Source organism: Streptomyces sp. NPDC058741, assembly GCF_042746715.1.
Lineage (GTDB): Bacteria > Actinomycetota > Actinomycetes > Streptomycetales > Streptomycetaceae > Streptomyces.
Genome location: NZ_JBHYQH010000064.1, coordinates 1 through 26,779, shown reverse-complemented (window position 1 = coordinate 26,779; position 26,779 = coordinate 1). Strand labels below are relative to the sequence as shown.

25 protein-coding genes and 1 pseudogene are annotated in these 26,779 nt (G+C 72.5%); 8 read left to right on the top strand and 18 right to left on the bottom strand.

What is annotated here, in order from left to right; all coding sequences use genetic code 11:
- Positions 1–263: 263 nt before the first annotated feature.
- The 10 genes and pseudogenes from ACFW6P_RS30330 to ACFW6P_RS30285 all read right to left on the bottom strand — a co-directional run bounded on the left by ACFW6P_RS30330 (position 264) and on the right by ACFW6P_RS30285 (position 8,963).
- Positions 264–2,540, bottom strand: coding sequence for a catalase (locus tag ACFW6P_RS30330; RefSeq protein ID WP_386359623.1), 2,277 nt, complete (start codon positions 2,538–2,540; stop codon positions 264–266).
- Positions 2,541–2,854: 314 nt separating this feature from the next.
- The gene (locus ACFW6P_RS30325; RefSeq protein ID WP_386359622.1) at positions 2,855–3,310 is read right to left on the bottom strand and encodes a tellurite resistance TerB family protein; all 456 of its coding nucleotides are present in this window, start codon (positions 3,308–3,310) and stop codon (positions 2,855–2,857) included.
- 133 nt (positions 3,311–3,443) lie between these two features.
- Positions 3,444–4,277, bottom strand: a complete 834-nt coding sequence (locus ACFW6P_RS30320) for a hypothetical protein (RefSeq protein WP_386359621.1) — start codon at positions 4,275–4,277, stop codon at positions 3,444–3,446.
- 131 nt (positions 4,278–4,408) lie between these two features.
- Positions 4,409–5,776, bottom strand: coding sequence for a cytochrome P450 (locus ACFW6P_RS30315; RefSeq protein ID WP_386359620.1), 1,368 nt, complete (start codon positions 5,774–5,776; stop codon positions 4,409–4,411).
- Positions 5,777–5,885: 109 nt separating this feature from the next.
- Positions 5,886–5,981, bottom strand: a pseudogene (locus ACFW6P_RS30310) (VOC family protein); the annotation flags it as partial.
- A 136-nt stretch (positions 5,982–6,117) separates the two neighbouring features.
- The gene (locus ACFW6P_RS30305) at positions 6,118–6,423 is read right to left on the bottom strand and encodes a helix-turn-helix domain-containing protein (protein ID WP_386359619.1); all 306 of its coding nucleotides are present in this window, start codon (positions 6,421–6,423) and stop codon (positions 6,118–6,120) included.
- Between the two features lie 153 nt (positions 6,424–6,576).
- Positions 6,577–7,728 carry an RNA polymerase sigma factor gene (locus ACFW6P_RS30300; RefSeq protein WP_386359625.1) on the bottom strand — a complete coding sequence of 384 codons (1,152 nt, stop codon included), beginning with the start codon at positions 7,726–7,728 and terminating at the stop codon, positions 6,577–6,579.
- Positions 7,729–7,736: 8 nt separating this feature from the next.
- Entirely contained in the window at positions 7,737–8,144 is a 408-nt protein-coding gene (locus ACFW6P_RS30295; protein WP_386359624.1) for a YciI family protein, read from the bottom strand.
- 227 nt (positions 8,145–8,371) lie between these two features.
- Positions 8,372–8,644, bottom strand: coding sequence for a hypothetical protein (locus tag ACFW6P_RS30290; protein ID WP_386359618.1), 273 nt, complete (start codon positions 8,642–8,644; stop codon positions 8,372–8,374).
- A gap of 124 nt (positions 8,645–8,768) precedes the next feature.
- Positions 8,769–8,963, bottom strand: coding sequence for a hypothetical protein (locus ACFW6P_RS30285; protein WP_386425516.1), 195 nt, complete (start codon positions 8,961–8,963; stop codon positions 8,769–8,771).
- A gap of 385 nt (positions 8,964–9,348) precedes the next feature.
- Here ACFW6P_RS30285 and ACFW6P_RS30280 point away from each other — a divergent pair, with 385 nt between their 5' ends.
- The 3 genes from ACFW6P_RS30280 to ACFW6P_RS30270 all read left to right on the top strand — a co-directional run bounded on the left by ACFW6P_RS30280 (position 9,349) and on the right by ACFW6P_RS30270 (position 12,829).
- Positions 9,349–10,527 (top strand): spore photoproduct lyase family protein, encoded by a 1,179-nt coding sequence (locus tag ACFW6P_RS30280; protein WP_386359616.1) that lies wholly within the window; start codon positions 9,349–9,351, stop codon positions 10,525–10,527.
- A gap of 114 nt (positions 10,528–10,641) precedes the next feature.
- Positions 10,642–11,763: a nitrous oxide reductase family maturation protein NosD gene (locus ACFW6P_RS30275; RefSeq protein WP_386359615.1), complete on the top strand. Its 1,122-nt coding sequence runs from the start codon at positions 10,642–10,644 to the stop codon at positions 11,761–11,763.
- A 37-nt stretch (positions 11,764–11,800) separates the two neighbouring features.
- Positions 11,801–12,829, top strand: coding sequence for a methyltransferase (locus ACFW6P_RS30270; RefSeq protein WP_386359614.1), 1,029 nt, complete (start codon positions 11,801–11,803; stop codon positions 12,827–12,829).
- Between the two features lie 109 nt (positions 12,830–12,938).
- Here ACFW6P_RS30270 and ACFW6P_RS30265 read toward each other — a convergent pair whose 3' ends face one another.
- The 8 genes from ACFW6P_RS30265 to ACFW6P_RS30230 all read right to left on the bottom strand — a co-directional run bounded on the left by ACFW6P_RS30265 (position 12,939) and on the right by ACFW6P_RS30230 (position 20,333).
- Positions 12,939–13,271, bottom strand: coding sequence for a TcmI family type II polyketide cyclase (locus tag ACFW6P_RS30265; protein WP_386359613.1), 333 nt, complete (start codon positions 13,269–13,271; stop codon positions 12,939–12,941).
- Positions 13,272–13,291: 20 nt separating this feature from the next.
- Entirely contained in the window at positions 13,292–13,771 is a 480-nt protein-coding gene (locus ACFW6P_RS30260) for an SRPBCC family protein (RefSeq protein WP_386359612.1), read from the bottom strand.
- A gap of 1 nt (position 13,772) precedes the next feature.
- A complete protein-coding gene (locus tag ACFW6P_RS30255; RefSeq protein ID WP_386359611.1) occupies positions 13,773–14,027 on the bottom strand; it encodes an acyl carrier protein in 255 nt (84 codons plus the stop codon).
- A 31-nt stretch (positions 14,028–14,058) separates the two neighbouring features.
- Complete coding sequence (locus ACFW6P_RS30250) at positions 14,059–15,312, bottom strand: ketosynthase chain-length factor (RefSeq protein WP_386359610.1); 1,254 nt, start codon at positions 15,310–15,312, stop codon at positions 14,059–14,061.
- Positions 15,309–16,577: a beta-ketoacyl-[acyl-carrier-protein] synthase family protein gene (locus ACFW6P_RS30245; RefSeq protein WP_386359609.1), complete on the bottom strand. Its 1,269-nt coding sequence runs from the start codon at positions 16,575–16,577 to the stop codon at positions 15,309–15,311. The genes ACFW6P_RS30250 and ACFW6P_RS30245 overlap by 4 nt, the downstream gene beginning before the upstream one ends.
- Positions 16,574–17,017, bottom strand: a complete 444-nt coding sequence (locus ACFW6P_RS30240; RefSeq protein ID WP_386359608.1) for a cupin domain-containing protein — start codon at positions 17,015–17,017, stop codon at positions 16,574–16,576. Before ACFW6P_RS30240 ends, ACFW6P_RS30245 begins: the two co-directional genes overlap by 4 nt.
- Positions 17,018–17,086: 69 nt before the next feature.
- Entirely contained in the window at positions 17,087–18,241 is a 1,155-nt protein-coding gene (locus tag ACFW6P_RS30235; protein WP_386359607.1) for a SchA/CurD-like domain-containing protein, read from the bottom strand.
- Between the two features lie 433 nt (positions 18,242–18,674).
- Positions 18,675–20,333, bottom strand: coding sequence for an FAD-dependent oxidoreductase (locus tag ACFW6P_RS30230; protein WP_386360010.1), 1,659 nt, complete (start codon positions 20,331–20,333; stop codon positions 18,675–18,677).
- A 209-nt stretch (positions 20,334–20,542) separates the two neighbouring features.
- Here ACFW6P_RS30230 and ACFW6P_RS30225 point away from each other — a divergent pair, with 209 nt between their 5' ends.
- From ACFW6P_RS30225 to ACFW6P_RS30205, 5 genes are all read left to right on the top strand, one after another.
- Positions 20,543–21,286: a serine hydrolase domain-containing protein gene (locus ACFW6P_RS30225; protein WP_386360007.1), complete on the top strand. Its 744-nt coding sequence runs from the start codon at positions 20,543–20,545 to the stop codon at positions 21,284–21,286.
- A 362-nt stretch (positions 21,287–21,648) separates the two neighbouring features.
- Positions 21,649–22,383: a D-Ala-D-Ala carboxypeptidase family metallohydrolase gene (locus ACFW6P_RS30220; RefSeq protein ID WP_386360004.1), complete on the top strand. Its 735-nt coding sequence runs from the start codon at positions 21,649–21,651 to the stop codon at positions 22,381–22,383.
- Between the two features lie 133 nt (positions 22,384–22,516).
- Positions 22,517–24,265, top strand: a complete 1,749-nt coding sequence (locus ACFW6P_RS30215; RefSeq protein ID WP_386360001.1) for a glycoside hydrolase domain-containing protein — start codon at positions 22,517–22,519, stop codon at positions 24,263–24,265.
- Positions 24,266–24,275: 10 nt separating this feature from the next.
- The gene (locus ACFW6P_RS30210) at positions 24,276–25,214 is read left to right on the top strand and encodes a penicillin-insensitive murein endopeptidase (RefSeq protein ID WP_386359999.1); all 939 of its coding nucleotides are present in this window, start codon (positions 24,276–24,278) and stop codon (positions 25,212–25,214) included.
- A gap of 160 nt (positions 25,215–25,374) precedes the next feature.
- The gene (locus ACFW6P_RS30205; RefSeq protein WP_386360013.1) at positions 25,375–26,508 is read left to right on the top strand and encodes a S1 family peptidase; all 1,134 of its coding nucleotides are present in this window, start codon (positions 25,375–25,377) and stop codon (positions 26,506–26,508) included.
- Positions 26,509–26,779: the final 271 nt, after the last annotated feature.

The window sequence follows — 26,779 nt, the reverse complement described above, 5'->3', positions numbered from 1 at the left end:
ATGCCGCGCCCGCGCGTCACGTTCTCCAGGAACGGGACCACGTCGTCCGGGCCCTCCGGGCCGCCGAAGGAGAGCAGGAGCAGGGCGTCGTAGGGATCGGTCGGCGACATCGTGTTCACGGTTCTTCCTCGCAGCTCGCGGGCAGGTGCGCCCCCTTCGGGCGTGGCCTCACCTGGTCTACCGGCCGGAGGGCACCGGCGGATGCACGCCTCCCCCCGGAAAGGGGTGGAGGCATGCTCCGTGTCGCCGACGGCGGCGTGGCTTCAGACGGTGGTGACGAACCGCTCCCACACGCGGTGCGCGCCCATCAGCTCCCGCAGCCCCTCCAGAACGGAGGTGCCGTCCCGGCCGGCCACGACGCCGGGCGCGTCGGTCAGAATCCCGGCCGCCTCCAGGAGCGCCTCGCCACCCGCCCAGGCGCCGATGGCCTTGCCGTGGCGGAACGACTCCGCCAGCAGCAGGGTCACCCTGGGGTCGGCGGCGCCCGGCGCACCGGCGGGAGTCGCCTTGGCGTCGCGGGAGCCGTGGGCGTCGCCGCCCGCCGCGGGCGCGCCGGCCACCAGCAGCGCGTCGAACTCGACGGACCGCGCGGTCACGAACGTCCGCTGCACGGTCACCGCGTCGTCGCCCGCGCCCAGCTTGCCGCCCGTGGGCGCGATGACCAGCGGCACCATGCCCGCGCCGAGGACCGCCTCGTGCACCGCGCGCACGCCGTCCAGGTCCCCCTCCGGGCCGGTGACGATGCCGATGAGACGGCCGTCGGTGGGCCAGGACCGCCCGACCTGGGACAGCGCGGGGCTCGGCTCGACCTCGGCCGGCGGCACGGTCGCCTCGGGCACGGGCAGACCGAGGCCCTCGGCGACACGGGCGCACAGCCGGGCGTCGATGTTGGCCAGCACCCGCAACGCCCGTTCCTTGACGGCCTGCTCGTAGCACTTGCCGAGCTCGAAGGTGTAGGCGCCGATGATGTGCTCGCGCTCCACCTCGCTCATGCTCAGCCAGAACCGGCGCGGCTGGCTGAAGTGGTCGGAGAACGACTCGGGGGCCTCCCGGACCTTCGTCGCCTCCGGCACCCGCACCGGCGTCTCGATGTACGCCCCGGTCTCCGCTCCCGCGAGGAACGGGCAGCCGCCGTCGAGTGAGTTGGGCCGGTACGGAGCTACGCCCCGGTGCACGGCGTCCTGGTGGAAGCCGTCCCGCAGCATGTCGTTGACCGGCGCGTGCGGCCGGTTGACGGGGATCTGGGAGAAGTTCGGGCCGGCCAGCCGGGTGATCTGGGTGTCCAGGTAGGAGAACAGCCGTCCGGCGAGCAGCGGATCGTCGGTGATGTCGATGCCGGGCACGAGGTGGCCGACGTGGAAGGCGACCTGTTCGGTCTCGGCGAAGAAGTTCGACGGGTTGCGGTTGAGGGTCAGCAGCCCGATCGGCTGCACGGGGGCGAGCTCCTCGGGGACGAGGTTGGTCGCGTCGAGCAGGTCGATGCCCTCGAAGATCTGCTCCGGGGTGTCCGGGAAGGTCTGGATGCCCAGTTCCCACTCCGGGTAGGCGCCCGCCTCGATGGCGTCGGCGAGGTCGCGGCGGTGGAAGTCGGGGTCGACGCCGCCCGCGAGCTGCGCCTCCTCCCACACCAGGGAGTGCACGCCGAGCTTCGGCTTCCAGTGGAACTTCACCAGGGTCGTGGAACCGTCGGCGGCCACCAGGCGGAAGGTGTGGACGCCGAATCCCTCCATCATCCGGTAGGAGCGCGGGATGCCCCGGTCGGACATGTTCCACAGGGTGTGGTGGGTGGCCTCGGTGTGCAGCGTGACGAAGTCCCAGAAGGTGTCGTGCGCGCTCTGCGCCTGCGGGATCTCCCGGTCCGGGTGCGGCTTGCCGGCGTGGATGATGTCCGGGAACTTGATGGCGTCCTGGATGAAGAAGACCGGCATGTTGTTCCCGACGAGGTCGAAGACGCCCTCCTCGGTGTAGAACTTCGTCGCGAACCCGCGCGTGTCACGCACCGTGTCGGCGGAGCCCCGGGATCCCAGGACCGTGGAGAAGCGCACGAACACCGGGGTCTCCGCGCCCGGCGCCAGGAACGCCGCCTTCGTCACCTCGCTCGCGGTGCCGTAGCTCTTGAAGACGCCGTGCGCGGCCGCGCCGCGTGCGTGCACGACCCGCTCGGGGATGCGCTCGTGGTCGAAGTGCATGACCTTCTCGCGCAGGTGGTGGTCCTGGAGCAGTACCGGCCCGCGCGGGCCCGCCTTGAGCGAGTGGTCGGTGTCGTACAGCCGGGTGCCCTGAGCGCCCGTCAGGTAGGCACCCGACTGGGCCGCACGGGCCTGGGCCGCGCCGGTCGCCTGCCCTGTCGGCGACATCGTGTCGGGCCCGCTCTGGTCCGGCTTCGGCGGCAGCGGCTCGCGTGGCTCCGTCGGTTCCGCGAGGCTCGGGGACTGCGGGGCCGGTTTGCCGGGGATCCCCTCCTCCGGTCCCGCGCCGGTGCCCTGGATTGCTTCGGTGACCTTGTCCGCCGCCCGCTTCACGGGGTTGGGCTGGCTCATCGCTATCGTCCCTCTGCTTCAGACCAGCCGCGGCCGGTGCGGCCACGGAGGTGGGGGGTCTGTGATCAAGCGCCGGGTACCCGACTGCGCCGGACGAATCCCCGGTCCTGGGTGCCGGGTACGGCCTGCCGCCAAGCTCTCATGCTGCCGGGCCCCGCGCACCCGGCGGGTGCCGGCGGGGTGAGCGCGCTACGACCGGCCCGACGGCGGCGCGCAGAAGCACCCGCTGTCAGGGGAACGCGACCGGTGCCGGGCCGCGGTCGCCGCCGACGCGGCACGGCACCTGTCGGGACCACTGCCGTGGACCGGGTCGGTCAGAGGTCGAACTCGTGGGGCGGCAGGGCCAGGGCGTAGCACGCCTCGCGGACCACGGCCTGCTCGTCCTTGTCGAAGTCGCCGTCGGCTCCGCCGATGACAATGCCGATCTGGACGACGGCCCGTGCTTCCGCGGGCTTCTTCTTGGCCTTGGCGATCTCCTGCAGGACGCTCACCTTGCCGAAGTCGAAATCGGTGGTGAGCTTGTCGAGGTTCTCCTCGAAGCGGCGGCGCAGGTCGTCGGCGGGGAAGTTCTGCAGCACCTCGTTGGTGGCGATGAGCTGGGCCACGCGCCGCCGTTCGGACGGGTCGACGGTGCCGTCCGCGGCGGCGACGAGCGCGCACATCGCCATGGAGGCGTCGCGGAAGGCGCCGCTCTTCAGGTCGTTCTTCCTCGCCATGAGCTGGTCCTGCATCGTGGATGCGGACCCTTTGATGCGGTCCCACAGGGCCATGAGAACTCCGTCGGGTCGGGAGGACGCCCGGTCCGGACGACCGAGCTGTTTCTACAGACCTGTAGAACTTATCGGCACGGGGCGCCGCCGTGCGCGCGGCCGCTCGCCTTTCGCGTCGTCGTCCGCAGCGTCGTCAGGACGTCCGTGGACGGCGCAGGCCGGCGAACATCGCCACGGCCGCTGCGAGCAGCGCCGCCGTGATGAACGGTTCGGCGGGATCGACGCGCTTGGCGTGCGCGATGTCCGCATCGGCCTGGAACACGAGAGCGGCCGTGTAGTTCGCCTGGTACAGCAGGAGGTAGACGAGCAGCGCCGGGGCCAGGACGTAGCCCCATGGAGCGCGGCGCCACAGCAGGACGGCTCCCAGCAGCAGAGCGGGGGTGAGCAGGCCCAGGTCGAGCGCGTAGGCCAGGTGGACGCTCCGGGGCGGCAGGACCAGGTCGCTCTCGCCCGGCTGCTCCCCGGTGACGGCGTAACGGGCCGCGGACCAGGTCCACACGCCGCCCAGGGCCACCGCGAGGAGGAGCAGCAGGACACTCACGGAGCGGGCGGGGGTGCGCGGCGAGAAGCGGCGCCGGATGCCGTCCGTGTCGAGGTTCGCCAGCAGCAGCACGAGCGCCGCGATCGACAGGGGTACGAGGAACACGTGCACCAGGAAGAGGTCGTTGAAGGTCAAACCGAAGGAGAGTGCCGTGTAGTGGTACACCGCGTAGATCAGGCACCCGGCCCACAGCAGCGCCACCGCCGGCCCGGCCCGACGCTTCCCCGCGACGACGACGCCGCCGAGCAGGGGGACCACGGCTGCCAGAGTGACGAGGTCGTACGCGCGCAGTACCGCCCGGAGTTCGGCCGGTTCCCGGTAGAGGCCGCGCCACCACAGCCCCGCCGCGGACGACACGGCCATGAGCACGAGGACGGCCACTGACAGCCACCACAGGGGCCGCAGGTCGCGGCGATCGACACACATGTCCCTCATCCCGTCTCACGTAGGGCGCGGCCCCCACCGCTTCCAGCATGCGGTCGCCGCGCCCCACGCGCCCGGCGTCCTCGCTTTCGAGGGACCGGACGAGCGACGCACCGGACGAGCTCGGCGGTCGTTCAGGCGGCCGACGAGCGCGCTGCCCCTTCCCTGCGGCGCACGGTCATGAGCAGGCTTCCCGGGCGGACGGTGGCCCGCGCCACGGGGCGGACCGTCCGGCCGGGCGCGAGGTCGAACCGGACCGCGCGGACCATGGTCGCGACGGCGGTGATCAGTTCGGTGAGCGCGAAGTGGTCGCCGATGCACTTGTGCTTGCCCGCGCCGAACGGGAGGAACGCCCCGGTGGGCGGTGGCTGCGCGCTGTCCAGCCAGCGATCGGGGTCGAAGGCCAGCGGGTCGGGGAAGAGCGCGGGGTCCCGGTGCAGCGCGTGCTGGCAATAGGCCAGTTCCGTACCGGCGGGCACGGTCCACTCCCCCAGCCGGATCTCCGTGGTGGTCCTGCGCGTCACCAGCCACCCCGTGTGATGCAGTCGGGTGGCCTCGTCCACCACGCGCCGCAGGTAGGGAAGCCTGGGGAGGTCGGCGAAGGCGATGGGACGCTCACCGAGGACCTCGCGCAGCTCGGCCAGGACCCGGGCCTCGATGCCGGGGTGGCGGGCGAGCTCGTACAGGACCCACGACAGGACGCTGGCCGTGGTCTCGGTACCCGCCACGGCCAAGGTGAGGATCTCCGAGCAGATCTGGTCCGGGGTCAGCGGCTCGCCGCTGTCGGGGTCGGTGGCGTGCAACAGCATCGAGAGCATGTCGCCGCCGTCGTGGCCGGAGGCTTGCAGGTCGTCGACGGTCCGGCGAACGGTGGCCCGAACGGCGTCCCGGGACTGGTCGAAGCGCCGGTTGAAGGGAAGCGGCAGCCGCTCGGCCCAGTCGGGCAGCATGACGCGTGCGCCGACGCCGGTCATCACGACGGACAGGTCGCGGCGCAGCCGTCGGAAGGTCTCCTCGTCGAGGCCGGCGGAGAACACCGTCTTGGTGAGCATGTCGAGCGACAGTCCGACCATGGCCTCGTGCACGTCGAGTCTTTGGCCGTGACGCCAGGTGCCCGTGGCGGCGGTGACTTCGTCGCGCATGACGTCGACGTAGCCGGCGATCCGGGCCCGGGCGAACGCCGGTTGCAGCTTGCGCCGTCTGCCGACGTGCTCCTGGCCCGCCGCGGTGACGACGCTGTCACCCAGGATGTGGCCCATCTTGTCGAAGAAGCGGCCTTTGTCGAGGGTGGGGGCGAGGTCGACGAGCATGGTGCGGATGAGGTCGGGGTCCTGGACGACGACGGTGCGGGTGCCGGGCTGCAGGACGATCTCGACCAGCGGGCCGTAGTTCTCGCGCAGTGAGGCGATGAAGCCGAGGTTGTCGCGCATGAGCCGCAGCGCGTGACCGATCAGCGGAAACGATCCAGCCGCTCTGGGTATGGGGGGCGTTACGAGCGTCACGGGGCGTCGTGCTCCCTTCGGGGTGATCACAGCCCTATGACTTCCCAGTTCGTTCCCCGCGGCAATCCACGGGGGCCGGTCCGGCCGCGGCGACACGCGGGCGGCAGGGGGCCATGGCGGCTCGGTCGGAGTCACCGCGCAGGACGCAGAACCGGTTGCCGTCGAGAACGGCGAGGACCGCCCATCCCGAACCGTCGGGAGCGCGGGTGCACGGTGGAGACGATGGGGGCGAGCCTTCCCGATGTCCGCTTCCCATGTCACCCGGTTCCGTCCGGGCCCATCGGCCCACGGCGCTGCGCGTGCCGTCGGCAGCAGGGTCGAGGCCGGCCGTCGTGGTCGGTTCAGGCCGCCCCTGGTGGGGTGTCCGCGTCGTCGAGCAGCCGTCGTGCGCCCAGGGCGAGTCTGGCGCGCATCAGGCCGGCGGGCCGGGTGAGGTCGACGCCCAGGGTCTTGCCGAGCTGTTCGATGCGGCGGGCGACGCTGCTGTGGTGCAGGTGGAGGAGGTCGGCGGCCCGGCGCAGGGAGCCGGTGGCGCAGTAGGCGTCCAGGGTGTCCAGGTCCTCCGGGGCGGCGGCGATCCGGCTCATCGCCGCCACGTCCGTGTTACCGCGCAGGGTGTCCGGGGGTATCTCCGCCAGCAGCGCCAACGGGCCCAGATCGCCGACGCGAGTGAAACGATCCCCGCCGCAGCCAACGCAAGTGAACCGGTCACCACTGAGGCCGACGCGAGTGGACCGGTGGCCGCCCGACTCTGCCGGTCGCCGTCCCGACCGCTCGCCGCCCGGGGAAGCCGGCGGCGGTCAGCTGCGCAGGCGGGCGTTGAGCCGGGCGGCCTGGCGGGTCAGGTGGTGGCGCTCGGCGAGGTCGGGGGCCTTGCGCGCCGCCTCGGCATACAGCCGTGCCGCCGTCGCCAGGTCACCGTCGCGTTCGTGGAGGTGCGCCGCCACCGCGGCGTGGCGGGGCAGTGAGTCGTCCAGCTCCGCCAGGGCCGCCAGCCCGGCGCACGGCCCGTAGGCCTCGCCGACGGCGACGGCGCGGTTGAGCCGGACGACGGGGCTGCCGGTCAGGCTCACGAGCTCGTCGTACCACTCCACGATCTGCACCCAGTCGGTCTCCTCTGCGCGGGGCGCGTCCGCGTGGAGGGCGGCGATGGCGGCCTGGGCCTGGTACTCGCCCAGCCGGTCGCGGGCCAGGGCCCTCTGCAGGATCGCCACGCCCTCGGCGATCGCCCCGGTGTCCCAGCGGCCGCGGTCCTGCTCGGCGAGCGGTACCAGGCTGCCGTCGGGCGCGGTGCGGGCGGCGCGGCGGGCGTGGTGGAGCAGCATCAGGGCGAGCAGCCCGGCGACCTCGGGGTGATCGACGACGGCCGCGAGCTGCCGGGTCAGCCGGACGGCCTCGGCGGCGAGGTCGACATCGCCCGAGTAGCCCTCGTTGAAGACGAGGTAGAGGACGCGCAGGACGGTGGCGACGTCGCCGGGCTGGTCGAACCGCACCCCGGCCACCGTCCGCTTGGCCCGGCTGATGCGCTGCGCCATGGTCGCCTCGGGTACCAGGTAGGCCTCGGCGATCTGGCGCGTGGTCAGCCCGCCCACCGCGCGCAAGGTGAGCGCGACGGCCGAGGCCGGGGTCAGCGACGGGTGGGCGCACAGGAAGTACAGCTGGAGCGTGTCGTCCACCGCGGTCCCGGGCCCCGGCCCGGGCGCCGGTTCCTGCTCGACGAGGTCCTCACGTCTGCGTCGGGCGGCATCCGCCCGTGCCTGGTCGAGGAACTTGCGCCAGGCCACGGTGATCAGCCAGCCCTTGGCGTCGCCCGGCGGGTCGGCGGGCCAGAGGCGGACCGCCTCGACCAGGGCCTCCTGCACGGCGTCCTCGGCCGCCGCGAAATCGGCTCCGCGGCGGACGAGGACGGCGAGGACACGCGGTGTGAGGCTGCGCAGCAGAGCCTCGTCCATCGACGAGGTCACTGCGTGATCGTGGGCGGCGCGGTCAGGAACGGGCGCACCTCCAGCCACTCGTGGATCGGCTTGCCACCCGCCCCGGGAGCCGCCGACAGCTCCCCGGCCAGCTCGACGGCCCGCTCCCGGCTGTCGACGTCGATCACCATCCAGCCCGCGATGAGGTCCTTGGTCTCGGCGAACGGGCCGTCGGTGACCGGGGCGCGCCCCTCGCCGTCGTAGCGGACCCACATCCCCTCGGGGGCGAGCGCCTGACCGTCGACGAACTCGCCGCTCTTCTCCAGCCGGGCCGCGAAGTCGTTCATGTACTGGATGTGCGCCGAGATCTCCTCCGGCGTCCACTGGTCCATCGGCACGTCGTTCACCGCAGCCGGAGCGCCGCGGTAGTGCTTGAGCAGCAGGTACTTGGCCATCGTGTTCTCCCGGGTGCTGATGTACGACCACCCATTGTGGTCGCGTTCACCCCGGGGACGGAGCCGGCCGCGCGTTCTCGACATCGGCGGGTGAATCTGTTCCGGCTTTCGTGGAGTGGCCTGCCGGGCGGGCCGGGATCAGGTCCGGAACTGGAGGCGCAGGTAGGCGTCGAAGGCGCGGGCGCCGAGCAGGCGGCGGGTGTGCACCAGGGCCACGGCCGCCGGGGTCACCAGGTAGCGGGTGCGAGGGCGTGGCGCCCCGATGCGTCCGGCCGGGCAGCCTGCTGACGCCACACCCACACAGACGTCACGGACAGCAGCACGGCGAAGACCACGAGGAGCGCCACCGACACCCACATCTGCCGGCTCCCGGGGGTGTCCCATCCCGCCGTCGCGGCCGTAGCCGCCCACAGGACAGCGCCCCCGGCGTAGAAGGTACGCATCCGCCGCAGTTGACGCAGGGCTCGAACGGACTCGGCGTGATCAGTTTCAGCTGCCATGGCGACGCATGTACCCCCGAACGCGGATTCCACCCCCCTTTCGGCGAAAGCGGTGTGCCGAGGCGGCAAGGCTCGGCACAGTCCACTTGGTTGATGGAACGTCAGGATTCGGCATGCCAGGTGTTCAGCCGTCCCGGCCCGTCGCCGCGCCGCCTGCCTGCTGCGACTCCACCGCACTTCCCCGCACCAGGACGACGAGCGTGCTGCGCGCGTCACGCCGCAGCGTGCGGCGCCGGGCGAAGGTCGCCGTCAGAGCGAGGATCGAGACCGTGCCTCCGTAGAGCACGGCGGCAACCGAGGAGAGGAGCCCGATCGTCATCGGGCACGCACCTTTCTTCCCCCGTTCGGCCGCCCGGGCGCACAGCCCGCGGCGAGCGTGGATGCGTGTGGCTCCCACCATAAGCCGGGGCCGTCCATTGTCCAAGAGGCACCGCGGGCACGCATCGTCGACGAAGCGGCGCTGCCGGACGACGACGATCCGGCCGCCGCCGGGCCCGGCACTCGAAGCGTCGGCACATCAGCCGACACCGCGGCCCGGCTCCTGCGAGCGTGGAGGCCTACGAGGGCGAATGCCGGGGGCACGACCAGGATGCGGTGGCGGCCCGGATGCGCCGGGCCCGGTGCGGACGCGTGGTGACATGTGCCCCGTACAGTGGGACGACGGGCTTCGCGCCCCCTCGCACCGACCCGTTACGGGAGCACTCATGCACCACGCGTCCGGAAGCCCGGACGACGACTCGGGCACGCTGTTCGGGCTCGACGCCCTCAGCCCCGGCCCCTCTCGCGCGACCGGTCGGCAGCCCTCCTTCCGGACCTCCGCCGCGGCGCGTCGGCTGCTGCCCGTGCGGGAGATCCACGCCGAGCCCGCGGCTGCCTCGTCCCCGCGCGGGCGGCAGATCACCGCCCGCTTCCCCGACGCCCGGGTGATCACGGTCGATTCGCACTGGCGCATCCCCGGGCTGCACGGCAACGAGGGCAACATCGAGCGCTGGGTGCGCATCAAGGGGGAGACACTGGTCCTGGGTGAGAAGAAGACCCTCACCACACGCCCCAACGGCCGGTCTGCGGACTGGATCGCTCCCGGCGCCTCCAACGGGTGCGCCATGGCCTGCGCCTACTGCTACGTGCCCCGGCGCAAGGGGTACGCCAACCCCATCACCGTCTTCACCAACATCGACCGGATCATCGCCCACCTCGCCCGGCACGTGGCACGGCAGGGGCACAAGCCCGAGCCGAACCAGTGCGACGCGCAGTCGTGGGTGTACGACATCGGTGAGAACGGCGACTGCTCGGTGGACGCGTTGATCTGCGACAACACGGCCGATCTGGTGCACGCCTTCCGGCAGTGGCCCACGGCCAAGGCGAGCTTCGCCACCAAGTTCGTCAACCCCGACCTGCTGGCCCTCGACCCGCGCGGCCGCACCCGCATCCGCTTCTCGCTGATGCCGCCGGACGACGCGCGGCTGCTCGACGTGCGCACCTCGCCCGTCGCCGAGCGCATCGGCGCCGCGGCGGACTTCCTGGACGCCGGGTACGAGGTCCACTTCAACCTCTCCCCCGTGGTCGTCCGGCCCGGCTGGGAGGACGCCTGGGCCGAGCTGCTCCTCCACCTGGACGACGTCCTGCCGCAGCGGGTGAAACGGCAGGCCGCCGCCGAGGTGATCATGCTCACCCACCAACAGGACCTGCACGAGGTCAACCTCGGCTGGCACCCCCGTGCCGAGGAGGTCCTGTGGCGGCCGGAACTCCAGCAGGCGAAGCGCTCCGAGAACGGTGCCATGAACCTCCGCTACCGCAACGGCGTCAAGGGAGAGGCGGTGCGGACCCTGCGCACCCTGATCGACCGCCACGCGCCGTGGCTGCGGGTGCGCTACGCCTTCTGAGCCCGGCGGAGCCGACGCGGCGGCCGGCCGGTGCAGGGGGACGGCCGGCCGTGCCACGCCACCGGATGGCCCATCCCGCCGGTTCACGGCCTCGATGGTCATAATCTGCGCGATATGAACAAATGCCATATTGCGTATCTGGCGTGCGCGGCGACGCTGCTGGGGACGGGGCTGGGGGCCGCTCCGTCGACCGCTGCGCACAGGGTCCATCTGGTCAAGCCCGGGGAATCGATCCAGCAGGCGGTGGACGCCGCCCGGCCGGGCGACACCGTGCTGCTGGCGCGCGGCACCCACCACGGAAGCGTCGACGTCACCACGCCCGGGCTCACCCTGCGCGGCATGGGCCGCGGCACGGTACTGGAGCCGGAGGCGGGCGCGTCCATCGCGCCCACCGCCACCGCATCCGCCACCACATCCGGCAGCGCACCGGCCGCCGAGAGGGCCGCCGGCGGCTGTGCCGCGGCCGGCAACGGCATCTGCGTCAGCGGCACCAAGGACCGCGGCGTCGACGGCGTCACCATCGCCTCGCTCACGGTCAGGGGCTTCGGCAAGACCGGCGTCTACGCCCATGAGGCCGACGGGCTGACCGTGAAGAACGTCACCGCGGTCCGGAACGGGGTGTGGGGCATCGCCACCGAGCGTTCCGCCCGCGGCGTTTTGCGCCACAACGCCGCCCGGGACAACGGCGACGCGGGCCTCTTCCTCGCCAACACGGTGAAGGAGGAGGAGGGCGCCGCGGACACCGGGGGAACGGTGGTGGAGCGCAACCGGCTGGAGGGCAACCGGATCGGCGTCACCGTCCGCCGGCTGCGCAACCTGACCGTCGCGGGCAACCACCTCACCGGCAACTGCGCGGCGGTGTTCGTCGTCGGGGACGAGAACAAGCCCAAGGCGGGTCTCGTGACCGTGCGCGGGAACCTCATCGAGCGCAACAACAAGTCCTGCCCGAAGACCGCCCGGCTGGACGCCCTGCAGGGATCCGGCATCGTCCTCACGGGCACGGACGACAACCTGATCAGCGGCAACGTGATCAGGGACAACGTGGGCGGTTCCCCGCTCTCCGGCGGCATCGTCGTGTTCAAGAGCTTCGTCGGCACGACCAGCGAGCGGAACCGGATCAGCGACAACCTGCTGCAGGGCAACTCCCCGGCGGACCTGGTCAACACCGACCCGGGCAAGGGCAACACCTTCCAGGACAACCTCTGCGGGACGTCCCGGCCCGCCGGCCTGTGCTGAACACCGGCGTCGACACGATCAAGCAGAAAGGCGGCACATGACGACCACTCAGCCCGCTCCTCCGCCGTCCATGCGGCTGCGGGAACTCGCGTTCGGGGCGGCCTGCGCCGCCGCCCTGCGCGCGGCCGCCCGGTTGGGCGTCGCCGACGCCCTCGGTGACGCGCCCATGGCCGTGGAGGACATCGCGGCCGCGGTGAAGACCGAACCGGGCCCGATGCGACGGCTTCTGCGAGCCCTGTCCAGCCACGGCGTCTTCGCGGAACGCCCGGACGGTACGTTCGCTCACACCGACGTCTCCCGGCTGCTGCGCGAGGACGACCCCCACAGCCTGCGCGCCATCACCCTGTGGTGCACCGAGCCGTGGACCTGGGACGTCTGGCCGAAGCTGGACGAGGCGGTGCGCACCGGCCGCAACGTGGTGGAGGACCTGTACGGCAAGGAGTTCTTCCCGTACCTCAACGAGGACGCCCCGGAGTCGGCCGACGTCTTCAACCGTGCCATGACGACCTCCAGCGCGCAGTCGGCGCAGGACGTCGCCGCGTTCCTCGACCTCACGGGGTGCGCGTCGGTCGCCGACATCGGCGGCGGCCAGGGGCACGTGGTGGCGAGCCTGCTGGACAAGTACCCCGACATGCACGGGACGCTGCTCGACCTTCCCCGGGTGGTGGAGAACGCCCTGCCGCGGCTGCGCGCGGGCGGCGACCTCGCCGGCCGTGCGCGCGTGGTGCCCGGCGACGTCCGCACGGCCGTCCCGGTGAAGGCCGACGTCTACGTCATCAAGAACATCCTGGAGTGGGACGACGAGAGCACCGCCCGCACCTTGCGGCACGTCCGCGAGGCAGGCGGTCCCGGGGCCCGTGTCGTGGCCATCGAGAACCTCGTCGACGACTCGCCCTCCATGCGGTTCAGCACGGCGATGGACCTGCTGCTGCTCCTGAACGTCGGCGGGGCGAAGCACACCACCCAGAGCATGATCGACCGGCTGACCGAGGCGGGCCTGGTCATCGACGACATCAGCCCGGTCAATCCCTACCTGCACGCGTTCGACTGCCACATCCCCGGCTGATCCGGCCGCATCGCGGGGGCCCCGGCGATCCCGGGGCCCCCGGCGCAGACCGACGGTCGCCGGGTCCGCCGACATCGCGGGCCCGGCGACCGTCGCGTGCGCGCGGCGGTCAGCCGCTCGGTTCGCGCTCCCACAGGTAGAAGCGCTGCGCCATGGCGTCCTTCGGGGAACGCCATGTCTCCGGGTCGTACGCGCTGACGTACGCGGACAGCCGCTCGCTGACGTCCCGGAACTCGGGATGCCCGCTGATCTCGGCGATGGCGGGCGCGGGGTCGCGCTCGGCCTCGATCAGGTGCAGGTACACCTCGCCGAACTGGAAGAGGCTGCGCCGGGTGACGCCGACGAGGTGCGGCAGTTCCCCACGGTCGGACTCCTCGAACACCTTGGCGATGTCGGGGGCCGATCCCGGGGCCATCCTGGCGACGATCAGAGTGTGGTGCATGGGACTGTTCTCCGTCCGGCTCAGCGGGTCAGGCCGGGACTCGTCCCGCGCTCCGCGGCCATCTTCTCGATGCGGTCGCGGATCAGGCCCATCTGCACCTTGGAGTTCCGGTTGATGTTGTCCGTCATCCACTCGTCGTCGACCGGCGCGTCGGGCCTCATCGCGAAGTCCTGCGTCCAGACCATCCGCGTGCCGGCCGGTACCTCCTCGTACCGCCAGTGGATGTCCATGTGGGCGAAGGGACCCGTCTCGACCCGGCGGGCCTTGACGGTGAGGGTGTCGCGGTCCGGCTCGCGCTCGGAGACCCAGCTCCACACGGTGCCGTTCTCGTCCGGGTGCATCGTCAGCCGGAAGGTCGTCTTCTCACCCTCCCGGGAGAGGATCTCGACGGAGGCGTACTCGCTGAACAACTGCGGCCAGTTCTCCAGGTCGTTGGTCACCTCCCAGACGAGGTCCAGGGGCGCCGCGATGGTGATCTCGTTCTGTGTGTGCCCGGCCATCTCAGGCTCCCGCCATGAGCGCGCTGTTGACGAGGTCGAGGAACTGCCGGGGCGTCTTGGAGCGTTCGGCGTCGGTGGGCATCGGCGTGCCGTACCGGTTCTCCAGTTCGCCCACGATGCCCAGCAGGCCCAGCGAGTCGACGCCGAGGGTCTCGAAGGCCGTCTCCTCACGGGAGAGTTCCTCCGGGGTGACGGTGACCCCGGTGCACTTCTTCATGAGTTCGGCCAGCTCTTCCACTGTGATGCGGTCCGTCATGCCATGTCCTTCCTGTGCTGTTCGCGGCGCCTCACGGCGAGGCGTCGGTGGCGCCGTGCCGCAGCACCAGCGCCGAGTTCGACCCCATGAGTCCGCGGCTCAGCACCAGCGCCGTGCGTACCTCTGCGGCGCGGGCCCGGCCGGTGACGAGGTCGAGGTCGTGGCAGATGTCGAAGACGTTGGGGGTGGGCGGGATCAGGCCGTGCTCCATCGCGAGCACCGCCGCCGCGGTGTCCATGAGCGGCGCCGCGCAGTAGCCCCGGCCGATCCCGGTCTTGGGCGCGGTGACGGGCACCCGGGTGCCGTGGGCGCCGAGGGCGTCGGCGATGGCCCGGGCCTCGGCGCGGTCCGCCTGCGGTACGCCGAGGGCGTCGGCGAAGACGACGTCGATCTCCTCGGGGGCGCAGTCGGCCTCCGCCAGGGCTCCCCGGACGGCCTGGGCGAGCCCTTCCGCGGACTCCTCCCAGCGGGAGGCCCCCGTGAAGGTCGCCGCGTGCCCGGCCAGGTGGGCCCGCACCCGCGCGCCCCGCTCCCGGGCCGCTTCCTCCGCCTCGACCACGACCATGGCACCGCCCTCGGCGGGCACGAATCCACAGGCCGCGGAGGTGAACGGGCGGTAGGCGCGGGCCGGGTCGTCGACCGTGCTGAGTTCCTCGTAGCCGAGTTGGCACACCATCGAGTACGGCGCGATGGGCGCCTCGGTCGCCCCGGCCACGATGACGTCGGTGCCGCGCCGGACGGCGCGCGCCGCGTGGGCGAGGGCGTCCAGGCCGCCGGCCTCGTCGGCCGCGACGACCGAGCAGGGCCCCTTGAAGCCGCGGCGGATGGAGATCTGGCCGGTGCTGGCGGCGTAGAACCAGGCGATGGACTGGTACGGGCCGACGTAGCGCCTGCCCTTGCTCCACAGCTGCTGCAGTTCGCGCTGCCCGAACTCGCCGCCGCCGGAACCGGCGGCGGTGACCACGCCCACGGAGAAGGGCGCGCCGTCGGTCCCGGAGCGGTGGAGCTGGGCGTCGTCCAGCGCGAGGTCGGCCGCGCCCATCGCGAAGTGGGTGAACCGGTCGGTCTGGACCAGGAAGTTCCCCTCGATCGCCGCCGACGGGTCGAAGTCGCGGACCTGGCCCGCCACCCGCAGCGGCAGGTGTTCGCAACCGTCGCGGGTGACGCGGTCCAGGGCGCAGATGCCCTCCTTGGTGGACTTCCAGAAGGTCTCGGTACTGGCTCCGTTGGGCGCGATCACACCGACTCCCGTGACGGCCGCGCGCCGTGGACGGGGTTCGCTCATGATGTTGTCTCCCTCCGCCGGTTCAGGACCACCGCGGACTGGAAACCGCCGAATCCGCTGCCCACGGAGAGCACGCTGCCGAGGTTGCGTTCGCGGGCCACGCGCGGGACGTAGTCCAGGTCGCACTCGGGGTCGGGTGTCTCGTAGTTCGCGGTCGGCGGCACCACCTGGTGGGCCAGGGCCAGCACACAGGCGACCAGTTCGATCGCTCCGATGGCGCCGAGCGAGTGGCCCACCATCGACTTGATGGAGCTCATCGGGGTCTCGTAGGCGTGCGGGCCCAGCACCCGTTTCACCGCGGCGGTCTCGTGGCGGTCGTTCTGCTTGGTGCCCGACCCGTGCGCGTTGACGTAGTCGATCGCGGTGGGGTCCAGCCGTGCGTGGTCGAGGGCGTCCTCGATGGCGCGGGCCATCTCCAGGCCCTCGCTGGTGAGGCCGGTCATGTGGTAGGCGTTGCCGAACGTGGCGTATCCGCCCAGTTCGCAGTACACGCGGGCGCCGCGGGCCCGGGCGTGCTCGAGCTCCTCCAGGACGAGGACGGCGCCGCCCTCGCCCATGACGAAACCGTCGCGGTTGGCGTCGAAGGGGCGCGAGGCGTGAGCCGGGTCGCCGTTGTTCGGGGAGGTGGCCTTGATCGCGTCGAAGCAGGCCATGGTGATCGGGGAGATCGGCGAGTCCGAGGCGCCGGCGATGCACACGTCGGCACGGCCCTCCTCCACGGTGTGGAAGGCGTAGCCGACCGCGTCGAGGCCGGAGGTGCAGCCCGTGGACACCGTCTGCACCGGGCCGTGCGCCCCGAAGCGCTCCGCCACCGTGGAGGCGAGCGTGCTGGGCGAGAACGCGCGGTGCAGGTCGGGGCCGGCCTCGCGGTGGTCCACGTCCCAGCGCCGCCCGCTGTGGCTGACCAGGACGTAGTCGTGCTCCAGCCGGGTGGTGCCGCCGACCGCGGTGCCCAGCGAGACGCCGACGCGCCACGGGTTCTCGGCGCCGAGGTCGACTCCGGCGTCCCGGACGGCTTCGTCCGCCGCCACCAGGGCGAACTGGATGTACCGGTCGCACCGTTCCACGTCCCGTGCGTCCAGGCCGTGGGCGGCGGGGTCGAAGTCGCACTCGGCGGCGATCTGCGACCGCAGATCGGACGGGTCGAAGAACGTGATGCCCCGTGTCGCCGTGCGCCCGGCCGTCAGGAGGTCCCAGAACGCCGGTATGCCGGTGCCGCCCGGGGCGACGACGCCTATGCCGGTGACCGCGACGCGTCTGGTCATGACCGGACCCGAGGTCGTTCGGCGGCCTCGGCCGCCGTCGCGGCGGACTCGGCGTCGGTTCCCTCGGTGTCGACGTGGCCCAGCGGCGGGCTCGGGGCCAGCGGTCCGAGGTGGAAGACCATACGGGCCTCCACGTCGCCGACGTTGCGGAAGCGGTGGCGCACATTGACGGGGATCAGCAGCCCCTGGTCGGGCTGGAGCGGGTGCGGCTCCCCGTCCAGGTCCACCTCCAGCTGTCCGCACACCACGTACACGAACTCCTCGGAGTACGGGTGGTAGTGCTCGGCGATGCGGTCACCGGGCTCGATGAGGGCCAGACCCATGAATCCGCTGGTGGCGCCCACCGCTGCCGGGGTGAGCATGGCCCGCAGGTCACCGCCTCGCCGGCGGTTGGGCTCGACGTCGTTCAGGCTCACGATTCTGGGACGAGATGTGATCACGCGTTCCTCCGTTGGTGTGTCGCACCGACGTGGGGGAGGCGGGCACCGCCTCCCCCACGGGATGTCGGATCAGGCTTCGGGCGCCCGGCGGTCGGTGACGAGATCCATGCGCGCCTGTTCGAGAAGGCGTGCGAGGCCGCCGTCCCGCGAGGCCGGCGCGTCCGTGGCCGCGGTGTCGTCCATGAGCGTCGTCAGCTCGGCCACCTCGGCCGGGTCGGACAGGCCGAGGACGCGGCCGGGGTCGGCCTCCTGCAGTCCGCCGCGTACGTCGATCAGCCGCACGACGACGTCGTCGCGCTGGAAGATCGTGCTGCGCAGGACGGGACTCCGCGGGTCCCCGGCCGCCGCCTCGTCCCGGCGGGCCAGGAACTCGGCGAGCTGCATGCCGCGCTCCGGCCGGGCCGGGTAGAACAGGGCGTGCCGCTCGGCCTGCGGGTCCTGCCCGCCCGCCGTCACGTGGTGGACGGCCGGCAGCGCGGCCCTGGTGAAGAAGACCCGGGCGGACTCGGGGTCGTTGAGGTCCCGGTCCTGCTCCAGGTGGGGGTTGATGGCCTCCTCGACGGCCCGTACCTCGGGCTGCCGGGCGACGTGGCGCAGCGCGGCCAGCAGGTCGCCCCGCACCTCGACGGCCCGGACCACGCGGTTGCCGTGCATGAACAGCGAGGTGCGGCAGAGCCGGGTGGTGTCGTCGACCTTCGGCTCGGGCGAGGCGTAGTCGGCGAGGATCTTGGCGACGATCTCCTCGCTGCCCGGCTTGACGGTGAAGGTGAGGGCGTGCCGGATGAGCCCGTCACCGATCCTGGGGGCCGTCTGGAGCCGGCGCTCCGCCGGGTCGGTCGCCGCCGGGCCGCCGGTCTCGCGCACGACGTGGAAGCGCAACGACCGGGTGTCGCGCACGCAGTTGTGCAGCGGCTCGACCATGCGCACGTGGTCCTCGCTGTTGACCCAGGCGAGGAACGGCGGGGCGCTCTGCCACTCACTGGTGATGAGCCACTGGGAGGGGTTCTCGATCGACTGGCACAGCTGGTCGCTGAGGTGCCCGGGGACGGACGCGACCTGGTTGCAGAGCTGTTCGTAGGCCTCCAGGAACTCCTGCTGGGCGCCGTCGTAGACGTCGACCAGGAGGACGACTCGGAGCCGGGAACCGTCGAACACGGACTGGGAGACATGGTGCGACGCCTCTCGCGTCCGCGAACCTGCCATCCGTTCGGACGTGGTGGTCATCCTGCGCACATCTCCTTCGACGAGGGGTGAGTGGTCGCCGGTCGCGGTGTGCGACGCCGGCGTTCCTAGATCGTGTGTCCGTAGGTGCGCATCGCGCGACTCGGACGACGTAGGGGAGTGACCCGGACGGGCTCGGCCGCAGCGGGAGGAGCCACGACGTACCAGGTGATCCGTGTGGTTCGGCGCCGGATGGAGGCACTCCACCGCACAGGTGACGGGCGCCTCCGCGCCCGGATGGTTTCGTCCTGGAGCCGTCGCCGCGCGCCGGTCGGCACGCACCCGTCGGCACGCACCCGTCGGCACGCACCCGTCGGCACGCACCGGTCGGCCGGGCGGCCCGGGCTTGCGGAGAACTCCGGGCCGCCGGTCCGGGGGCGCCCCCGCGGCGGCCGGGGCCCGCCGACCGGTGGTCGGCGGGCCCCGGCAGGGCCACTCAGGCGAGGGCCAGCACGGTCCTCAGGACCTGGTGCAGCTCCGTCTCGGCGTCCGTGTGCGGACCCGGCGACCGCCAGGCGACGAACCCGTCGGGCCGCACGAGCACGGCGCCTCCGGGGCCTGTGCCGTGGCGTTCCGCCCAGTCGACGCCGTCCTCCGGCACCAGGTCGGCTTGGTCTCCGGTGCCCACCCGGTACGACGTGAGCGGCAGGGACAGCTTGTCGGCGAGGCGGACGGCGGCCTCGTGCCAGGCGTTCGGCTCGGCGGCGTCACTGAGGAGCACCGGGGACCGCTCGTAGAGGTCGAGCGTGGAGATCCGTTCGTCGCCGCGGCGCACCCACAGGTGAGGGGCTCTGCTGCCGGGTCCGCCGGTGAGGTCGAGCCCCTCGGGCACCGCCGGGGCCGCGGGGTCGGCTCCGACGACGGCGCCCCGCGGGTAGCGGTAGCCGAGGGCCACGTTGAGGATGCCCTTCTGAGGGCCCCCGCCGCCCGCTCCGGGGGGCGGGGCGAATCCGGGGTGGCTGTGTTCGGCCGATCGGGCGGCGGCCCGCGCGCTGGTGGCCTCGGCCACGGGACGGCGCTCGGCGTCGTACGTGTCCAGCAGGTCCTCCCCCGCCCAGCCGTCGAGCACCGCGGCCAGCTTCCAGGCGAGGTTGTGGGCGTCCTGGATACCGGTGTTGGAGCCGAAGGCCCCGGTCGGGGACATCTCGTGGGCCGAGTCGCCGGCCAGGAACACCCGTCCCGACCGGTAACTGCGGGCCACGCGCTGGGCGGCGTGCCAGGGCGCCTTGCCGGTGATCTCGACATCGAGGTCGGCGACGCCGACGGCCCGGCGGATGTGCTCGACGCACCGCTCGTCCGTGAACTCCTCCAGGGCCTCGCCCTGTTCGGGGTGCCAGGGCGCGTGGAAGACCCAGTTCTCGTGGTTGTCCACCGGCAGCAGGGCGCCGTCGGCCTCCGGGTTCGTCAGGTAGCAGACGATGAAGTGGCGGTCGCCCACGACGTCGGCGAGACGGCGGGAGCGGAAGGTGAGGCTGACGTTGTGGAACAGGTCGCCGGGGCCGCTCTGCGTGATGCCCAGTTGCTCCCGCACGGGGCTGCGGGGGCCGTCCGCGGCGACGAGGTAGTCCGCGCGGACGGTGGTGTGCTCACCCGTCTCGCGGCTCTTGACCACGGCGGTCACCCCGGTGGGGTCGCAGTCGAACGACATCAGCTCGGTGGAGAAGCGCAGATCGCCGCCGTGCTCGCGGGCGTGGTCGAACAGGACCGGTTCGAGGTCGTTCTGGCTGCACAGGCACCAGCCGGTCGGGCTGAAGCGGGCCAGGCCGCCACCCGGGTCGATCTCCCGGAACAACCACTCGCCCGCGTCGCCGACCAGGGTGGGGGTCTGCAGGATGCCGTGGTTGACGGACAGGGTGGCGGCCGCCTCGTGGATCGCCTGTTCGACTCCCGCCACCCGGAACAGTTCCATCGTGCGGACGTTGTTGCCGCGGCCGCGCGGATGGATCGAGGTACCCGCGTGGCGCTCCACCAGCAGGTGCGGCACCCCGAGTCGTCCGAGGAACAAGGATGTCGACAGGCCGACCAGGGAACCGCCCACGATGAGGACCGGGACGCTGATGGTGTGAGGGCGCGTCCCTCCGGCTCGTTCGTTCATCACTCTCGCCTCCAGCGCATCGATGCCGCCGACCCGGCCGGATACAGCGGCGATCCTCATGCATGCCCCGGGGAGCTGACGGTGCCTCAGGCTTCACCCACCTGCGTCGGCGCGGGCGGGGCCGAGCCGTGGGCCCTTCGGCCGATCGGCCGGACAGAGCACGCTCGCCGAGCGGGCGGGCGGGGGCCGTAACGATGCCGTGCGGGCCCGTGTCCTTCGGGCCTCCGGAACCCACACGCCCCTCATGCCCGTCCCCGCCCCGGTGGCCCCGTGCCGGTACCCGGCCCCGTCCCCGCGGCCTGCGCCGGCTTCTCGCCGCCCTGCTCGGCGCCTCCTGCCGCGGTGGGCCGCTCCTCGCCCCGACGGCGGACGTCGCGGCCGCCGGCAGCGGCGAAGACGCCCTGCGACAGCGGCTGGAGGAGCTGGTCGCCGAGCCGGGAGGGCCACCGCGGGTGATCGCCGTACTGCGGCGGGACGGCGCTGCGCGTGTGCTGCGCGCCGGTGTCGCCGGCCTGGAGACGGGCCGCCGGATCGAGCCCACCGACCACATGCGGATCGCCAGTACGGCGGAGGCGTTCAGCGGCGCCGTAGCCCTGCGGCTGGTGCAGGAGGGCGCTCTCTGCCTGGACAGCACCCTCGGCCGCTCCCTGCCCCGGTCCCCGCGCCCCTGGCAACCGGTCACCCTGCGGCAGTTGCTGAACCACACCGGCGGACTGCCCGACTACAGGGAGGATCCCGCATTCCTGGAACCGCTGCGGGCGGACCCGCGCCGCACCTTGGTCCCCCGCCGACTGCCGGACTTCGTCGCGGACGAACCGCTGCGCTTCCGTCCCGGCTCCGCGTACCGGACTCCAACTCCGACGACATCGCCGTCGCGCCGACGGCGGAAACAGCGACCGGCCGGCCCTACGGGAAGCTGCCGCGCCGGATCGTCCACCGGCCCCTGGGACTGAGCGACACCAGCCTGCCTCTGGGCTGCCCGACGGCGTAGCCGTACACGCACGGCTACGCGGTCGGCCCTCCCGCGCCGCCGGAGGACGTGAGCGAGATGCCCAGCGCGTCCGGGGTGTGGGCCTCGGGCGGGATCGTCTCCACCCCGCGGGACGTGACGCGCTTCATCCGCGGCTACGCCGCCGGACGTCCGACGTCGCCGGCGGTGCTGCGCGAGCAGCGCCGCTGGAGGTCCCGGGCGAGGTCGACCAGGGCGCCGCGCCGAAGGTCTGGTCCTGTGGCAGACGGTGACGGTGTGGACAGGGTCACGGCAAGGGCGCCACACTCGGCTCGAACCCCCCGCGTGGAGATGGACGGAGGCGCGATGCTGCGACGTACGACCCGACTGATTCTGTCGCTTGTCATGACCATGGCTGCCGCAACGGGCGGAGTGCTGGCCACCGCCGGCCCGGCCCAGGCCGACGAGTGCTACACCTGGAACCGCACCCTGTCCGAGGGCATGTCGGGATCCGACGTGACCGAGCTGCAGATCCGCGTGGCCGGTCACGTGGACTACGGCGAGAACCTGTCCGCCGACGGCCAGTTCGGCGCGCGGACCAAGGCCGCGGTCAGCAAGTTCCAGCAGGCGTACGGCCTTCCGGCGGACGGCGTCGCGGGTGCCGCGACGTACAGCAGGATCTACGCGCTCCAGGACCCGGACTGCACGCCGGTCCACTTCACCTACGCCGAGATGAACAAGTGCAACTCCACCTGGTCCGGCGGGGCGGTCAGCGCGGCCACGGCCAAGTCCAACGCCCTGCGCACGATGTGGAAGCTCGAGGCGATGCGGCACGCGATGGGCGACGTCCCGCTCGTCATCACCAGCGGATTCCGCTCGTACTCCTGCAACAGCGCGGTCGGCGGCGCCTCCAACAGCCGCCACCTCTACGGTGACGCCGCCGATCTGGTCGGCAACCCGACGCTCTGCCAGCTCGCCCAGCGAGCCCGGTACCACGGCTTCGGAGGGATCTTCGGTCCCGGCTACCCCGGTCACGACGACCACACGCACGTGGACGGACGAACCGGCAGGTCCTGGTCCGCTCCCGGCTGCGGCATCTGACCGGCGCCTCTCTCCCCGGACCGCGCGTCGCGGCACGCAACGCTCCTCACCGCCGGGACGGGCCCCGCTCCCGGCCGGGAGCGGGGCTGCCGCGCCGCTCTCCCTCTCCCCCGTACCGAGCAGGAGTGCTCCGATGTCGTCCCGTCCCCTGCGGCGCGTCCGCGCCGGAACGGCCTTGCTCGCGCTGCTGTCAGGGATCGGCGCCCTCGGGGTGCCCGCGCCCGCCGCGGCGGATTCCGCGCCCGGGACGCGGCGGGCCGTCACGTACCACGGCTATCGCCTCCACGTGCCCGCCGACTGGCGGGTGGTCGACCTGGCCGAGAACCCGCGCGCCTGCCCGCGCTTCGACGCGCCCGCCGTCTACCTGGGCGAGCCCGCCGACCGCAACGACTGCCCGGCCCGTGTCGTCGGCCGTACGGCGGGCATCGTCGTCGAGCCCGTCACCGCCCGCTCCGCCGGCCAGGTGACGGGGTCGACCGCGCGGACACCGCGGGGCGCGGCCACCGCCCCGTCCGTCCCGTCCGGCAACGGCACCCTCCAGGTCCTGGTCGAGGACGCCGGGGTCCTCGTCACCGCCGCTCACACCCCGGCGACCGAGAGGCTCGTCCGCGGTGTCCTCTCCTCGGCCGAACTGACGCCGGAAGCCGAGCGCGGCGAACCGCCTCGCAGCGGCCGGCGCTCCTCCCCCACCGCCCTGGCGGCCGCCGGCCCGCAACCGGGCTCCTACCTGGGCAAGGGCTTCGACGCCTGCACCGCACCCTCACAGCCCGTCATGGACGCCTGGCGGTCCGGCTCGCCGTACCGCGCGATCGGGGTCTACATCAGCGGCTCCTTCCGCGGCTGCGCACAGCAGAACCTGACCGCGGGCTGGGTGGCCGAGCAGACCGGCAAGGGATGGCGGCTGATCCCCGTCGACGTCGGCCGTCAGGCGCCCTGCACCGGTTATGCGCTGAGGATGTCCACCGACCCGGCCACGGCCAGGGCCCAGGGCGTCACCGCGGCCGCCGACGCCCTCACCGCCGCGTCGAGCCTCGGCATCCCGCCCGGCAGCGCCCTCTACAGCGACATCGAGGCGTACGCCTCGACGGCCTCCTGCAAGGCCGCCGTGCTGTCGTACCTGTCCGGCTGGACCGAGCGGCTGCACGACAGCGGCTACCTGTCCGGCTTCTACTCCAGCGCGGCGTCCGGCATCAAGGACGCGTCCGACGCATACGCCGACGGCGCCTACACGCGGGTCGACCACATCTTCTACGCATGGTGGAACGGCGCCGTCGACACCGCCACCGGTTCCTACGTGCCGTCCACCCACTGGTCCGGCCACCAGCGCATCCACCAGTACGCGGGCGAGGTCACCGAGTCCTACGGCGGCTACTCCCTCACCATCGACCGCGACTACCTCGACGTGGGCACCGGCAGTCCGCCGGAGCCCGGCTGCACCGGCACGAGCCTCGACTTCACCGCCTACGGAACCGTCGGCAGCGGCTCCACCGGCGCCCTGGTCACGGCGGCCCAGTGCCTGCTGCGGGCCGCCGGGCACGACCCGGGCGCACCGGACGGGGTCTTCGGCCCCGGCACCACCGCCGCCGTCCGGGACTTCCAGTCCGGCGTGGGGCTCACAGCGGACGGCGTGGTCGGCTCCAGGACCTGGACCGCGCTGCTGTCGCACGGGACCGCACCGACACTCCAGAACGGTTCCACGGGCGAGGCCGTCACCCGGCTCCAGCGCGCCCTGACCGCCGCGCTCGGCCGGACGGTGGCCGTCGACGGCGTCTTCGGCACCGGCACCGCGCAGGCCGTGCGCGACTACCAGTCCTCACGCGGGCTCGCCGCCGACGGCGTCGTCGGCCCCGCCACCTGGGACGCACTCCAGGAAGGAAGGTGAGAAAGGCGTCATGAGACAACTCGGCCGCTTCCTTGCGCTGTTCGCCGCGATGGCGGGGCTCCTCCTCGGAACGGGCCTGCCCGCCCGCGCCCTCCCCCAGGCCGCGTATCCGCTGACGAGCGACGGCAACCGGGGCACCGACGTCATCGCCCTGCAGCACCTGCTGGCCGCGCACGGCCGACCGGTGCCCGTGGACGGCGTCTTCGGCACCGGCACCCGCAGCGCGGTCGCCGGCTTCCAGCAGGCCCAGGGGCTCGCCGCCGACGGCGTCGTCGGCCCCGCCACCTGGAGCGCGCTCGTCCTGACCGTGCGGCAGGGCGACAACGGGCCCGCGGTGAAGGCCGTCCAGGCGCTGCTCGACGCCAAACGGTCAGCGGGGCTCCCGGTGGACGGAGCCTTCGGGCCCGCCACGTCCGCGGCGGTCCGCACCTTCCAGTCGCACGCCGGCCTCGGCGTGGACGGTGTCGTCGGACCGGCCACGTGGAAGAACCTGCTGTGGCACTACGAGAACATCGACTTCGGGCCGGGCACGATGTGCGCCCAGAGCCCCGACGGCAACGCGGACGCCCACTGGGCCAGCGCGGGCGTCGTCGGCCAACTCGAAGCCGCCGCAGCCGCGTTCGCGGGCACCGGGAACGGCGGGCTGCCGGTCGGTGACGCGAGCTTCGAGCACGGCGGCGACATCCCCGGCCACGCCAGTCACGAAGTCGGGCTCGACATCGACGTGTGGCCGCCGCGAACCGACTCGGCGCAGTGCGGCGCCGGACGCATCACCTGGCAGTCGTCGACGTACGACCGCGCGGCCACCCGCCGGCTCGTGCAGGAGATCCGGGCGAAGGCCCCCGGCCACGTCGAGCTGGTCTACTTCAACGATCCGCAGCTCATCTCGGAGGGCCTGACGACGAGTTACCCCAACCACGACAACCACCTGCACATCCGTTACCGGTAGGGACGGCGGCACCTCGCACGGCCGGGCACAGGCCTAGACCTTTCCATGCTCAGGGGCTAGGCTCTGCCGCGCATACCGCGAGAGCGCTCTCAGGCACGGCTGTTCCATCCCCACTCTGCTGGAACAACGAAGGGGCATTCCCTTGAGACGCATCAAGTCCCTGAGCACCGCCCTGTCCACACTCCTCCTGCTCGGCGCCTGGGCGACCGCCAACGCCCTGCCGGCCTCCGCCGCGGACGCTCCCCCGCGTGCCACCGAGGCACCGGCCTCCTCCGCGCTCCTCTCCGCGATGCAGCGCGACCTTGGACTGACGAGCCGTCAGGCCGTGGCGCGCCTGAGCGCGGAGAAGACCGCGAGGGCCGTCGAACGCGAGGCCCGGAAAGCCGCCGCCTCGGCGTACGGCGGGTCCTGGTTCGACGCGGCAAGCGGCGAACTCACCGTGGCCGTCACGCGCGCCGCCGACGCGGGCGCCGTCCGCGCGACCGGTGCGCACGTGCGTCTCGTGCGGTACAGCGCGAGCCACCTCGACGCCGCGAAGAAGCGCATCGACGGCCTGTCCGCGCCGGCCGGGGTCGGCAGTTGGCACGTGGATCCGAAGGCCAACAAGGTCGTCGTGAACCTCGTCGCCGGACACAGGGACGACAACGATGTCCGGGCCTTCCTCGCCCGGGCCCGGCAGGCCGGTCCCGTAGCGGTGCGGCAAACGTCCGCGGCACCGCGTACCTTCGCCGCCGGAACCGTGGGCGGCGACCCCTACTACACCGGCAACGTCCGCTGCTCCATCGGCTTCTCCGTGCGCGGCGGCTTCGTCACCGCCGGGCACTGCGGCGCACCGAGCTCCGCGGTGTACGGCTGGGACCGGTCCTACATAGGCAACTTCCAGGGCTCGTCGTTCCCCGGCAACGACTACGCCTGGGTCAACGTGGGCAGCGGCTGGTGGACCGTGCCGGTGGTGCTCGGCTGGGGCACGGTGCCGGACCAGCTCGTGCGCGGCTCCGCCGAAGCTCCGGTGGGTGCCTCGATCTGCCGTTCCGGCTCCACCACGCACTGGCACTGCGGCACTGTGCTGGCGAAGAACGAGACGGTGAACTACAGCCAGGGCGCCGTGTACCAGATGACGAAGACCAGCGTCTGCGCCGAGCCCGGTGACTCCGGCGGCTCGTTCATCAGCGGTGACCAGGCCCAGGGCGTCACCTCCGGCGGCTGGGGCAACTGCAGGGGCGGCGGCGAGACCTGGCACCAGCCCGTCAACGAGATACTCGGCAGGTACGGGCTGACCCTGCACACCGCCTGACCTCACATCAGCGCACCGAGCGGGCCCCGTTCCGGCCCCGGCCGACGGCGCCCGCTCGGACAGCTCCACCCGCTCGCGCCCAAACCGTTGGCGGGCCATCGCGTCCGCTGCTACCTTGCCCGAGGCCGTGCGAGGCAACGAGGAGGTGGTACCCGTGAACGTATCGACATGGGTGCCTCCGTAAGTTGTTAGGCGGCCCGGGAGGGCCGGGTGTGGCTTATGGGTTCTTGCCTTCAGTGGCTTCGAAGGAGTGGCCGCCCGGCTCTCCGGG